This window comes from Oliverpabstia sp. (assembly GCF_022785585.1).
Taxonomy (GTDB): Bacteria; Bacillota; Clostridia; order Lachnospirales; family Lachnospiraceae; genus Oliverpabstia; species Oliverpabstia intestinalis.
On record NZ_JALFPR010000168.1, the window covers coordinates 1 to 12,696 of the forward strand.

General features: G+C 47.1%; 11 protein-coding genes. All 11 read left to right on the forward strand.

The genetic code is table 11. The features are described from left to right. Window positions 1-140: 140 nt before the first annotated feature. Window positions 141-374 (forward strand): acyl carrier protein, encoded by a 234-nt coding sequence (gene acpP, locus MSA64_RS11465; protein ID WP_022171315.1) that lies wholly within the window; start codon window positions 141-143, stop codon window positions 372-374. A gap of 40 nt (window positions 375-414) precedes the next feature. Continuing rightward, window positions 415-1,338, forward strand: a complete 924-nt coding sequence (gene fabK / locus MSA64_RS11470; RefSeq protein ID WP_022171316.1) for an enoyl-[acyl-carrier-protein] reductase FabK — start codon at window positions 415-417, stop codon at window positions 1,336-1,338. A gap of 248 nt (window positions 1,339-1,586) precedes the next feature. Beyond that, on the forward strand, window positions 1,587-2,516 hold the full coding sequence (fabD, locus tag MSA64_RS11475; protein ID WP_118576313.1) for an ACP S-malonyltransferase: 930 nt from the start codon (window positions 1,587-1,589) through the stop codon (window positions 2,514-2,516). 66 nt (window positions 2,517-2,582) lie between these two features. Beyond that, complete coding sequence (gene fabG / locus MSA64_RS11480) at window positions 2,583-3,353, forward strand: 3-oxoacyl-[acyl-carrier-protein] reductase (protein ID WP_227338496.1); 771 nt, start codon at window positions 2,583-2,585, stop codon at window positions 3,351-3,353. 14 nt (window positions 3,354-3,367) lie between these two features. Then, window positions 3,368-4,603, forward strand: coding sequence for a beta-ketoacyl-ACP synthase II (gene fabF / locus MSA64_RS11485; protein WP_106491111.1), 1,236 nt, complete (start codon window positions 3,368-3,370; stop codon window positions 4,601-4,603). 3 nt (window positions 4,604-4,606) lie between these two features. Next, entirely contained in the window at window positions 4,607-5,074 is a 468-nt protein-coding gene (gene accB, locus MSA64_RS11490) for an acetyl-CoA carboxylase biotin carboxyl carrier protein (protein ID WP_022171320.1), read from the forward strand. A gap of 53 nt (window positions 5,075-5,127) precedes the next feature. Beyond that, the gene (gene fabZ, locus MSA64_RS11495; RefSeq protein ID WP_154431067.1) at window positions 5,128-5,556 is read left to right on the forward strand and encodes a 3-hydroxyacyl-ACP dehydratase FabZ; all 429 of its coding nucleotides are present in this window, start codon (window positions 5,128-5,130) and stop codon (window positions 5,554-5,556) included. Between the two features lie 10 nt (window positions 5,557-5,566). Continuing rightward, window positions 5,567-6,910, forward strand: coding sequence for an acetyl-CoA carboxylase biotin carboxylase subunit (locus MSA64_RS11500; RefSeq protein WP_106491112.1), 1,344 nt, complete (start codon window positions 5,567-5,569; stop codon window positions 6,908-6,910). 38 nt (window positions 6,911-6,948) lie between these two features. Next, window positions 6,949-8,688, forward strand: a complete 1,740-nt coding sequence (locus tag MSA64_RS11505) for an acetyl-CoA carboxylase carboxyltransferase subunit alpha (RefSeq protein WP_277663455.1) — start codon at window positions 6,949-6,951, stop codon at window positions 8,686-8,688. A gap of 8 nt (window positions 8,689-8,696) precedes the next feature. Continuing rightward, window positions 8,697-9,743 (forward strand): NAD(P)H-dependent flavin oxidoreductase, encoded by a 1,047-nt coding sequence (locus MSA64_RS11510; protein ID WP_277663456.1) that lies wholly within the window; start codon window positions 8,697-8,699, stop codon window positions 9,741-9,743. 229 nt (window positions 9,744-9,972) lie between these two features. After that, window positions 9,973-12,354: a glycoside hydrolase family 2 protein gene (locus tag MSA64_RS11515; RefSeq protein WP_287891681.1), complete on the forward strand. Its 2,382-nt coding sequence runs from the start codon at window positions 9,973-9,975 to the stop codon at window positions 12,352-12,354. Window positions 12,355-12,696: the final 342 nt, after the last annotated feature.

Here is a 12,696-nt window from a genome sequence, read left to right on the forward strand (position 1 = left end):
AAAAAATAATCGTTAAAAATACTTTGAAAATCAAAAAAGAATTCATTGACAAAACACTGTTTGTGTATTATACTTTGAAAGTCAAAACATTGGAAACTAAAATTATTGATAATAAGAAACATGTGTAAAGGAGAATAACGATGTTAGAAGAAATGAAAGAGATGATCGCAGAACAGTTAAACTGTGAGGAGAGCAGTATTACAGAAACAACTTCATTTAAGGATGACCTGGGTGCAGATTCTCTGGATCTGTTTGAACTGGTGATGGCACTGGAAGAAAAATATGAAGTTGAGATCCCGTCTGAAGAACTGGCTGAACTGACAACAGTTGGAGCAGTTATGGAATATCTGAAGAATAAAGGTGTGGAGGCATAATCCACACCTTTTCTGAAAGCAGGGAAGGAGACAGAAGCAGATGAAGACGAAAGTAACAGAACTTTTACAGATTGAGTATCCGATTATTCAGGGGGGTATGGCCTGGGTGGCAGAACATCATCTGGCGGCGGCAGTATCTGAGGCAGGCGGATTTGGTCTGATCGGTGCGGCAAGTGCACCTCCGGAAATTGTGAGGGAAGAGATCAGAAAGGCAAAAGAACTGACTGATAAACCATTTGGTGTAAATATTATGCTTCTGAACCCGAATGCTGATGAAGTGGCAAAAATCGTAGTAGAAGAAGGAATTCAGGCGGTCACCACAGGTGCCGGAAATCCGGAGAAATATATGCCGATGTGGAAGGAAGCTGGTGTTAAGGTGATTCCGGTTGTTGCATCAGTAGCTATGGCAAAGAGAATGGAACGATATGGTGCGGATGCGGTAGTAGCAGAGGGCATGGAAGCCGGAGGTCACATTGGAAATCAGACAACGATGGCGTTAATTCCACAGATTGTGGATGCGGTAAATATTCCGGTAATTGCTGCAGGTGGAATTGGAGACGGACGCGGTGTTGCTGCTTCTTTTATGCTCGGAGCAGAGGGAGTGCAGATGGGAACCCGTTTTGTAGTGGCAGACGAATCGATTGTTCATGATAACTATAAAGACAGAATCGTGAAAGCAAAAGATATTGATTCTGTAGTAACCGGTCAGAGTACAGGACATCCGGTTCGGTGTCTGAGAAATCAGATGACGAAGGAATATATCAAAAAGGAACAGGAAGGTGTACCGTTTGAGGAACTGGAACGGATGACACTTGGTTCTCTTCGGAAAGCAGTTATGGACGGGGACATTTTAAACGGTACAGTGATGGCAGGGCAGATTGCAGGTCTGGTGAGTAAGAGACAGAGCTGTAAGGAGATTCTGCAGGAAATTATGACTGAAGCTGAGAAATTGTTGCATTGCTAAAATGAAAAACAGGAAAGTATCGTTATCGTGGCACTCATCAAAGTTCCGTGCGAACACGGCCTTTGACTCGTTGCTTGAGTAAATTACTTTCGGTGATGGCATTTTGCTTTGTATATCTTGGAACCCTGGTATCATAAAATAAGAAAAATAAAAAGTGGCGATAGAAATAACAGGTATGGGAATCTGATTTTGTCGCCACAAAAATTTAAATAAATACTTTGAAAATCAAATTATAGAAGGAGACATTCATGGGTAAACTGGCATTTGTTTTTCCGGGACAGGGCGCGCAGTATGTGGGAATGGGTAAGGAGTTTTACGAACAGATTTCTGTATCCAGGAAGGTGTATACAATTGCGTCAGAAGTGACCGGATTGAACCTTCCGGGACTTTGTTTTGAAAAAAATGAGCAGATTGATATTACAGAATATACGCAGATTGCCATGTTAACGACGGAAGCGGCAATTCTGGCAGCTTTACAGGAAAAGGGTGTGAAGGCAGATGTAGCTGCCGGGTTAAGCCTTGGAGAGTATGGAGCGATTCTGACTGCAGGAGCCATGTCTTTGGAGGATGTGTTCCGTGTAGTAAGACAGAGAGGCATCCTGATGCAGGAAGCAGTGCCTACAGGTGGTGCTATGTGTGCAGTTCTTGGAATGGACGGAGAAAAGATTGCGAAAATCTGCGACGAGACGGAAGGCATCGTTTCGGTAGCCAATTATAACTGTCCGGGACAGATTGTGATTACCGGAGAGGAAGGTGCAGTGGCAGTGGCGGCTGAGAAGCTGAAAGAGGCGGGGGCGCGAAGATGTATCCCGTTAAATGTCAGCGGGCCGTTTCACTCAGCAATGTTAAAAGAAGCCGGGGAGAAACTTGGAAAAGTGTTGGAGCAGGTGGAACTGAGAGCATTTTCCACACCGTATGTCACAAATGTGACAGCAGAATATGTGACAGAGCCTTCTGAGATCAAGGAACTGCTTGGCAGACAGGTGTATTCTTCTGTGAAGTGGCAGCAGAGTGTGGAACGGATGATTGCGGATGGTGTGGATACGTTTATCGAGATCGGACCGGGAAGAACACTGACGGGATTTTTGAAGAAAATCAATAAAAATGTAACTGGATTACACATTGAAAAAGTAGAAGATCTGGACGCGGTTGTAAAGATGTTGGGTGAAAAACAGTAAGTAACTGTTCAGTACCCTCACAGTTACCTGCTGAACAGGTACAAATAATCAAAGTTTACAGGAAATATGAAAAATGAACTTTCGGTGAAAGGAGCAGCGATGGAGAAAAAAGTAGCACTGGTGACAGGAGCAAGTCGGGGGATAGGAAGACAGATCAGTCTCACTTTGGCAAAAGAAGGAATGTTTGTAGTTGTCAATTACTGCGGATCGGAAGCGAGGGCAAAGAATGTGCTGGAAGAAATCCGAAAAAATGGTGGCGACGGCGTTCTTTATCAGTGTGATGTGGCGGATTATCAGCAGACAGAAGCAATGGCAAAGGAGCTGATAAAAAGTTACGGGCATGTAGATGTGCTGGTAAATAATGCGGGAATTACCAGAGATAATCTGATCCTGCGAATGAGTGAAGAAGAGTTTGATGCGGTCGTGGAAACCAACCTGAAGGGATGTTTTCATACGATCCGCCATCTGTCGCGGTATTTCCTGAAACAGAAAAGTGGGAAAATCATCAACATTGCATCAGTGTCCGGTGTGTTGGGAAATGCAGGACAGGCAAATTATGCAGCATCGAAGGCAGGAATTATCGGACTTACAAAGACGGTGGCGAGGGAACTGGCAAGCAGAGGCATTACGGTCAATGCGGTAGCCCCGGGATTTGTTCATACGGAGATGACAGAAGTACTTTCAAGTCAGGTGAAAGAGGCAGCAGTAGCACAGATTCCACTGGGAAGATTCGGAGAGACACAGGATATTGCCAATACGGTGGCATTTCTTGCGTCTGAAAAAGCAGATTATATTACCGGACAGGTTATCTGTGTAGATGGCGGTATGGCGATGTAAAGAAAGGAGAGACTATGAGACGAGTTGTGGTGACCGGAATGGGTGCTGTGACACCGATTGGGATCGGTGTGGATACGTTCTGGGAAAATGTTAAGAAAAAGACACTGGGATTTGGTGAGATTACCCGGTTTGATACGACGGATTATAAAGTACATATTGCTGCGGAAGTGAAAGACTTTGCAGGGAAAGACTATATGGACTTTAAGGCAGCAAAGAGAATGGAGTTGTTCTGCCAGTATGCGGTGGCTGCAGCAAAAGAGGCGTTTGAACAGGCGGGACTGGATATGGAAAAAGAAGATCCGTTTCGCGTGGGATGTTCCATCGGATCGGGAATCGGAAGTCTGCAGGCAGCAGAGACGGCATGTCATAAAATTGCGGAGAAAGGACCTTCCAGAGTAAATCCACTTCTGGTTCCACTGATGATCTCCAACATGGCAGCAGGGAATGTTTCGATTCAACTGGGACTGAAAGGAAAAAGTCTGAATGTGGTAACCGCGTGTGCAACGGGAACACATTCCATCGGAGAGGCATATCGCAGTATCCAATGTGGAGATGCGGATGTGATGCTGGCGGGCGGTACGGAAGCAAGTATCTGCCCGGTCGGTGTGGCAGGTTTTACCGCGTTGACAGCACTTTCTACGGTAGACGATCCGGAGAAGTGTTCACTTCCATTTGACAAAAACAGAAGTGGATTTGTCATGGGAGAGGGATCCGGAGTGGTTGTTCTGGAAGAATTGGAGCATGCGAAACAGCGTGGCGCGAAGATTCTTGCGGAGGTTGTCGGATATGGTGCAACCAGTGATGCGTATCATATTACTTCGCCGGCAGAGGACGGTTCCGGGGCTGCGAAAGCGATGGAACTGGCACTGGAAGAAGCGGGAGTGAAAAAAGAGGAACTGATGTATATCAATGCACATGGAACTGCGACACATCACAATGATCTGTTCGAGACGAGAGCAATCAAAAAACTGTTCGGAGAGCATGCGTACGAGATGAAGGTGAATTCTACCAAGTCTATGGTAGGCCATTTGCTGGGCGCTGCAGGGGCTGTGGAATTTATTACCTGCGTGAAAGAGATTCAGGACAGATTTATTCATGCAACGGCGGGATATACGACACCGGACGAGGAAATGGACTTGAATTATGTGGCAGGTGACGGTGTGGAAGAAGATCTGGAATATGCACTTTCGAATTCGCTGGGATTCGGTGGACATAACGCGAGCATTCTTGTGAAAAAGTGGGGAGAGTAAAAAATGGAATTTGAAAATCTTCTGACATTGATAAAAACGGTTTCCGAGTCAGAATTGACTTCTTTTACCATGAAAGACGGCGATCTGAAGATCTCCATGGGAAAGGAAAAACAGGTGGTCGTGGAGCAGACCGGGATGCAGGTGATGCCTGCAGTGGCAGGAAACGCAGATACAGTATCGGCCGGTTCTGGCAGTTTTAATGGGAAACAGGAGCAGCAGGAGGAATGCCAGCCGGAAGGAAAGACAGTAAAGGCTCCTCTGGTGGGAACCTTTTATGCGGCTTCGGCACCGGATGCGGAAGCATTTGTCAGCGTGGGTGATACAGTGAAAAAGGGACAGACTCTGGGAATCATCGAGGCGATGAAGCTGATGAATGAGATTGAGAGTGAGTACGACGGAGTGGTAAAAGAGATTCTGATTGAGAACGGACAGATGGCAGAGTATGGACAGCCTTTATTTGTTATCGGGTAATGAATGAAAATACATGAAAACCATATGTTTGTGTGCAGGAGGTAACAGAGTTTATGTCAGTGTTAACAACAAAAGAAATCATGGATATTATCCCACACCGGCATCCGTTTCTTCTGGTGGATACCATAGAAGAACTGGTACCGGGGGTACGGGCAGCAGGAAAAAAATGTGTGACATATGATGAGTATTATTTCCGTGGACACTTTCCACAGGAGCCGGTGATGCCGGGAGTGCTGATCATTGAGGCACTGGCGCAGGTGGGTGCGGTATGTATCTTAAGCTGTGAGAAGTTCAAAGGAAAGACTGCTTATTTTGGTGGGATTAACAACTGTCGATTTAAGAAAAAGGTGGTTCCGGGGGATGTTTTGATGCTGGAGACGGAACTGATCAAACAGAAGGGACCGGTTGCGATTGCAAAAGCAACAGCTACGGTAGATGGAAAAGTGGCAGCAACGGCAGAACTTACGGTAGCCATTGGATAGGAGAACAAACATGTTTCGGAAAATATTGATTGCAAACAGAGGAGAGATCGCAGTGCGGATCATCCGTGCCTGCAGAGAGATGGGAATCGCTACGGTAGCAGTTTATTCGGAGGCAGACCGGGAAGCACTGCATACCCAGCTGGCAGATGAGGCTGTTTGTATCGGACCGGCAGCGGCGACAGACAGTTATCTGAATATGGAGCAGATTCTGAGTGCATGTATCGCAACAAAAGCGGATGCGATACATCCTGGATTTGGTTTTTTGTCAGAGAACAGCCGGTTTGTGGAAATGTGTGAAAAATGTAATATTACGTTCATCGGACCGACTGCGGAGATGATGGACAAGATGGGAAATAAATCGCAGGCAAGGTTGACAATGATAGAAGCCGGTGTTCCGGTGGTTCCGGGAACAAAAGAACCGGTCTATGACGCAAAACGGGGAGCAGCTATGGCAGAAGACATAGGATACCCGGTGATGATCAAGGCATCTTCCGGAGGCGGTGGAAAAGGGATGCGGATTGCCTTTGGACCGGACGACTTTGAGGAGAACTTTCAGGTAGCCCAGTTAGAGTCAGTACGTGGATTCGGAGATAACACCATGTATATCGAAAAATATGTGCAGGAACCGAGACATATAGAGTTTCAGATCATGGCAGATAAGTTTGGAAATGTTGTGCAGTTCGGAGAACGGGACTGTTCGATCCAGAGAAATCATCAGAAGATGATCGAAGAATCTCCCAGTGTGGCACTGACACCGGAACTTCGCAGACGGATGGGTGATGCGGCAGTGCGTGCAGCAAAGGCTGTACATTACGAAAGTGCCGGTACCATTGAATTTTTACTGGATAAGGAAAAAAATTTTTATTTTATGGAAATGAATACACGGATCCAGGTGGAACATCCGGTGACAGAAATGGTTTCCGGCGTGGATCTGATGAAAGAGATGATCCGGGTGGCAGCAGGGGAACCACTCTCAGTAAAACAGGAAGATATTCACCTGCAGGGACATGCGATGGAATGCAGGATCAATGCAGAGGATCCTGCTCATCATTTTCGGCCGTGTCCGGGAGTCATCGAAGCAATCCATCTGCCTGGTGGAAATGGTGTACGGATCGATACGGCAGCCTATAACGGGTATGAGATTCCGCCATTTTATGATTCTATGATAGCGAAAGTAATTGTGCATGGAAGAACCAGACAGGAGGCCATCGATAAGATGCGCAGTACGCTGGGAGAACTGATCATAGATGGTGTGACAACCAACGTGGATTTTCAGTATGAGATATTAGATAATGAGGATTTTCAGGCGGGAGAGATCACAACGGATTTTATCCCGATGCATTTTAATCTGTAGGACAGAAAACCTGTCCGGGCAGACAGGAGGTTTTAACTATGGCGAAATTAAAACATATGTTTAAAAAGACGGCAGTTCTGTTCCGGGACAGAGAAGACAGGAATCAGGAAAAAAAAGAGCCATCGGCACCGGAAGGATTGTGGCTTAAGTGTCCGAAATGCGGAGAAGTAGTATATCGGGATGATGTAAAAGCACATGGATATGTATGCCCGAAGTGCGAGGGATATTTCCGGATCGGAACCAGAACTAGGATCCGCATGGTTGCAGACACGGGAACATTTCAGGAGTGGTTTACCGATCTGGAAACGGAAAATCCGCTGGAATATCCGGGATATGAAGAAAAGATTGCAGATCTGCAGGAGAAGACAAAACTTCATGAAGCAGTTACTGTGGGAAAATGCATGGTGAATGGTCTGGAGACAGTACTTGGTGTCTGCGATGCCCGTTTCCTGATGGGAAGCATGGGGTATGTCGTAGGTGAAAAAATTACGAGAGCTTTTGAACGGGCGACGGAAGAAAAACTGCCGGTGGTACTGTTTACCAGTTCCGGTGGTGCCAGAATGCAGGAGGGAATCGTATCTCTGATGCAGATGGCAAAAACCTCTGCGGCGATCCGGAAACACAGTGAAGCAGGTCTTTTTTATCTTCCTGTACTGACCGATCCGACCACCGGCGGGGTGACGGCAAGTTTTGCGATGCTTGGAGATGTGATCCTGGCAGAACCGGGGGCACTGATCGGATTTGCAGGACCGAGAGTGATCGCGCAGACCATCGGACAGAAACTGCCGGAGGGATTTCAGAGGGCAGAATTCCTGGTGGAAAAGGGAATCATCGATGGTGTGGTTGAACGGCAGGAATTAAAAGAGACTGTGTGGAAACTTTTGAATATTCATCAGGATGCGTTGCAATATATCCACTATGGAGATACGCAAAATGTGGAAAACCTGCCGGAAATCAGGAACAGTCGTGGAAAAGCAGCGGGATGCGATAAAAAAGAACTGACTGCGTGGGAACGGGTGGAAATCTCAAGGAGTAAGGAACGTCCTACAACACTTTCCTATGTGCAGCAGGTCTTTGATGATTTTCTGGAACTTCACGGTGACCGGTCGTTTCGGGATGACGGAGCGGTGATCGGCGGAATTGCCATGTTTGGCGGACAGCCGGTGACGGTGATCGGGCAGCAGAAGGGAAAGAATGTAAAGGAAAACATTTACCGAAACTTCGGTATGGCGTCTCCGGAAGGCTATCGGAAAGCGCTTCGTCTGATGAAGCAGGCAGAAAAATTCGGTCGGCCGGTAGTTACCTTTGTGGATACACCGGGAGCGGCCTGCGGCATCGAGGCAGAAGAACGGGGACAGGGAGAAGCCATCGCCAGAAATCTGCTGGAGATGTCCGGAATCCAGACACCAATGGTCAGCATTCTGATCGGAGAAGGCGGCAGTGGTGGTGCGCTGGGACTGGCAGTGACGGATGAAGTCTGGATGATGGAAAATGCAACATATTCCATTCTGTCACCGGAGGGGTTTGCCTCGATTCTGTGGAAAGATGGAAAACGGGCGAAAGAGGCTTCTGAGGTGATGAAGATCACGGCGAAAGATCTGAAAAAATTGCAGATTATTGAAAAAGTGATTCGGGAACCGGAACCGGCGAATGAGGAGAATCTTCCGGAGATTGCAGAAGAGATCAGAGAAGATCTGGATGGGTTTTTGCGGAAAAGTTGTCAGAAGACGAGAGAACAGATTGTGGAAGAACGGTACGAAAGATTTCGTCGGATGTAGGAGAAAAGATGAAAACATTGAAAATAGGAGAACTTACAGCCAGGATTCCTGTGATCCAGGGAGGTATGGGTGTCGGAATCAGTCTTTCCGGGCTGGCGGGAAGTGTGGCAGCCTGCGGCGGTGTAGGAGTGATTTCCACGGCACAGATCGGGTATCGGGATCCGGAGTTTGAAAAAAATCCCATCAAAACCAATCTGCGGGTGATCGGAGAAGAGATCCAAAAAGCCAGAGAGATTGCCAAGGGCGGGATCCTGGGTGTGAATATCATGGTGGCAACGAAGCAGTATGCGGAGTATGTAAAAGCAGCTGTGAAAGCCGGGATTGACCTGATTATTTCCGGTGCAGGACTTCCCATGGAACTGCCAAAACTGGTTGCGGGAAGCAAGACGAAGATTGCACCGATCGTATCCACGGTGAAGGCGGCGAGAGTGATCTGCCGCTTTTGGGATCATCATTACCAGCGGATGCCGGATCTTGTGGTGATCGAAGGGCCGAAAGCCGGAGGACATCTTGGATTTTCCAGAAAGCAGCTGGAGGAATTTACCCCGGTAACCTATGATCAGGAGATCAGGGGAATTCTTGCCGAAGTGAAAAAATATGCGGACAAGTATGGAAAAGAGATTCCGGTGGTTGTGGCAGGAGGGATCTTTACCAGAGAAGATATGCTTCATGCAATGGAACTGGGAGCCGACGGCGTACAGATGGGAACCCGGTTTGTGACAACCTGGGAATGCGATGCCTCCGAGGCGTATAAACAGACCTATCTGCATGCAAAGAAAGAAGATATTGTGATCGTGGACAGCCCGGTAGGAATGCCGGGACGGGCGATACGAAACCGGTTTTTGGAGGAAAAAGAAAGCAGGCGAGAGTCAATTAAAAAATGCTATCAGTGTATCGCTACCTGTAATCCGGCGAACACACCATACTGTATCACCAGAGCGCTGGTGCATGCAGCAAAGGGTGAGACGGATGATGCACTGCTGTTTTGCGGGGAAAACGCATGGCGGTGTGAAAAGATGGAGCATGTGGCGGATATTATGGCGGAATTTGCGTGAGAGAGAAAAACGAATAAGAAATATAAGAACAATAAGACGTGTGGAAAAGAAGAAAAATATTTTCCATGCGTCTTTTTTGAAAAACAGAGATTTCATTGCCGGAAATCTGGAAACGGAATATAATAAAAACAGTGAAGATTTACATCTGTGAAATGAAAAAAGGAGCATAACTGCAAAAAATCAGGCAGTTATGAATATATGGGTGAAAAAAGAACAGGAGGATAAAATTATGCAACGTATTGGGTTAGACAAAAACTGGGATTTTTATGAGAGTGATGAGAGCATGAGCTTCGTATTTGCCACACCGCCGAGTCAGAAGGTGGATCTGCCGCATGATTTTATCGTGGGAAAACCGAGAAGTGCAGATGCACCGGGTGGACCGGCAAACGGATATTTCGGAAACGGGGAAGGTGTGTATAAGAAGACGCTGGATATCCCGAAAGAGTGGGAAGGAAAGAAGGTCATTCTGGATATCGACGGGGCGTACATGAATCTGGAAGTGCTGTTGAATACGACATTGCTTGCGATGCATCCAAACGGCTATATTCCGTTCCAGGTGGATCTGACACCGGCGCTTCGTTTTGATGGGAAGAAAAATAAACTGAAACTGATCACCCAGAGCAGACAGCCGTCAACCCGTTGGTACAGTGGCGGCGGACTTTACCGTGATGTATGCCTGTGGGTGGGAGGTCCGATTTGTGTGGAGCCGTGGAATGTGTTCGTGACCACACCGGAAATCGGTGAAAAAGAAGCGGTGGTAAATGTAGATGCCGTGATCACCGGAACCGATATCGAAGAGACCGTGGACTATCGGTGTGAAATCCTGGACGCCGGTGGAAAAGTTGTCGGAAAAGTGGAGAAAACCATGCAGGTATGTGGAAAACAGAAGGAGAATGTACAGGTGACTGTGGAAAATCCTTCGCTTTGGGAGCTGGAGCATCCGTATCTGTATACCTACCGTATTACCGTCAGCAAAGACGGAGAAGTTACGGATCAGGCGGAAGATACTTTTGGTATCCGAAAGATTGAAGTGGATGCGGTCAACGGATTCCGGCTGAATGGAAAGAAGATGAATCTGAAGGGCGGCTGTATCCATCACGATAACGGATTCCTTGGTGCGTGCGCATACCCGAAAGCGGAAGAGAGAAAGATTCAGATTCTGAAAAAAGCCGGCTACAATACCGTCCGCATCAGTCATTATCCGCCGTCCATGGCGATGTTAAAGGTATGTGACCGCGTCGGTATGCTTCTGATGGATGAGGCATTTGATGTATGGCGGCTTGGCAAGATGCCGTTGGACTATCATCTTTATTTTGAAGAGTGGTGGGCGAGAGATATCGAATACATGGTACGCCGTGACCGGAATCACCCGTGTGTGATCACATACTCGATCGGAAATGAGATCACAGAGCGTGATGGTGGAAACGACGGAGCAGAGTGGTCGAGAAAACTGGCTGCAAAAGTCCGCGAATTTGACAGCACCCGTTTTGTGACTTCTGCAATCTGCGGCGTATTTCCGGAGCCGGAAGTGGAAGATGATGAGGATGACAGCGCCGGAACCAACTTTGACCTGAACTTGATGCAGGATAATTCGGTGTGGAATAAGGCAACAGAAAATTACTGTAAACCGCTGGATATTGTGGGATATAACTATCTGAGAGATGTTTATGAGGAGAGCCATGAACTGTTCCCGGAACGTGTGATGATCGGAACGGAGACACATTCATTTACCACTTACGATTACTGGAAAAAAGTAGAGGAACTGCCGTATGTGATCGGTGACTGCATCTGGGCAGCTGTGGATTATATGGGTGAAGTCGGTGTCGGTAAGGTATACTGGGAAAATGCACATGAGAACTTTAATTTTATGGCACCATACCCGTGGAGAACATCCTGGCAGTCGGATATTGACCTGACCGGAGAACAGCGTCCGCAGTCGGTGTACCGTGAAATCATGTGGGGAAATACGAAGAAGTCCGGTATTTACACCACGCATCCGAAACACTTCGGAGAGAACTTCCGGGGAACAGACTGGCATTGGTATGATGTCAATGACTGCTGGTGTTTTGCGGATGAATGGCTTGGAAGACCGGTGAAAGTGGATGTATACGGAGCAGGAGATGAGGCGGAATTCGTTCTGAACGGAAAGAGCCTGGGAAGAAAACCAATCGAGAAACTGATGGCTTCCATGGACATTCCTTATGAACCGGGAATTTTGGAAGGAGTTGTCTATAAAGACGGAGCTAAGATCAGCAGAAGTACACTGGTAACACCGAAAGAGGCAGCGGTACTGGAACTGGTTCCGGAAGAGGAGAGTTTTGTGGCAGACGGCAAAGACCTGAGTTATGTTCGCGTGACGCTGAAAGATGCAGACGGAAACCGCCTGACACAGGATGAACGGGAGATTCAGGTAGAGACAGACGGTGTGGGAACTTTCCTGGCAGTGGGAAGCGGCAATCCATGCACGGAAGACCAGATCACAGATACCAAATGCCATCTGTATCGCGGAACTGCGATCGTGATCCTGAAGAGCAAAGAGGCAGGAGAGACGAAGATTACGGTGAAAGCGGACGGCGTTGCGGCTGGAAGCTGTGTGGTAGAGGCAAAATAAACATTCACAGTTCCTGAAATACATGTTATACTGATTATAATTTCTGTTTGGAAATGAAAAAAATCAGAAAACAGATGAGATAGAACGGAGTACAAAGGCGTACGAACTCACAGATGGGTTTGTACGCCTTTTTTACCGGAAATTTCGGGTAAAGAAGAATATTTTTATAACCAAAAGAAGGGAGAACAACCATGAAACTGAAAAATTATGAGATGCATCTGCCGAGTTATTCGATCGGCGATAAGATTTATGAAAAGATCGGACCGGTCTGAGAGTCTTACGGAAAGACGGTTCTGGTGATCGGAGGAAAGAGAGCGCTGGAAGCGGCTTATGAAAAGATTC

What these genes read in the sequence shown, in the direction of transcription:
- fabF (WP_106491111.1), top strand. Translation starts at nt 3,368, where the DNA reads ATGAGACGAGTTGTGGTGACCGGAATGGGTGCTGTGACACCGATTGGG.
- fabD (WP_118576313.1), top strand. Translation starts at nt 1,587, where the DNA reads ATGGGTAAACTGGCATTTGTTTTTCCGGGACAGGGCGCGCAGTATGTG.
- MSA64_RS11500 (WP_106491112.1), top strand. Translation starts at nt 5,567, where the DNA reads ATGTTTCGGAAAATATTGATTGCAAACAGAGGAGAGATCGCAGTGCGG.
- acpP (WP_022171315.1), top strand. Translation starts at nt 141, where the DNA reads ATGTTAGAAGAAATGAAAGAGATGATCGCAGAACAGTTAAACTGTGAG.
- fabZ (WP_154431067.1), top strand. Translation starts at nt 5,128, where the DNA reads ATGTCAGTGTTAACAACAAAAGAAATCATGGATATTATCCCACACCGG.
- fabG (WP_227338496.1), top strand. Translation starts at nt 2,583, where the DNA reads ATGAAAAATGAACTTTCGGTGAAAGGAGCAGCGATGGAGAAAAAAGTA.
- MSA64_RS11515 (WP_287891681.1), top strand. Translation starts at nt 9,973, where the DNA reads ATGCAACGTATTGGGTTAGACAAAAACTGGGATTTTTATGAGAGTGAT.
- MSA64_RS11510 (WP_277663456.1), top strand. Translation starts at nt 8,697, where the DNA reads ATGAAAACATTGAAAATAGGAGAACTTACAGCCAGGATTCCTGTGATC.
- accB (WP_022171320.1), top strand. Translation starts at nt 4,607, where the DNA reads ATGGAATTTGAAAATCTTCTGACATTGATAAAAACGGTTTCCGAGTCA.
- MSA64_RS11505 (WP_277663455.1), top strand. Translation starts at nt 6,949, where the DNA reads ATGGCGAAATTAAAACATATGTTTAAAAAGACGGCAGTTCTGTTCCGG.
- fabK (WP_022171316.1), top strand. Translation starts at nt 415, where the DNA reads ATGAAGACGAAAGTAACAGAACTTTTACAGATTGAGTATCCGATTATT.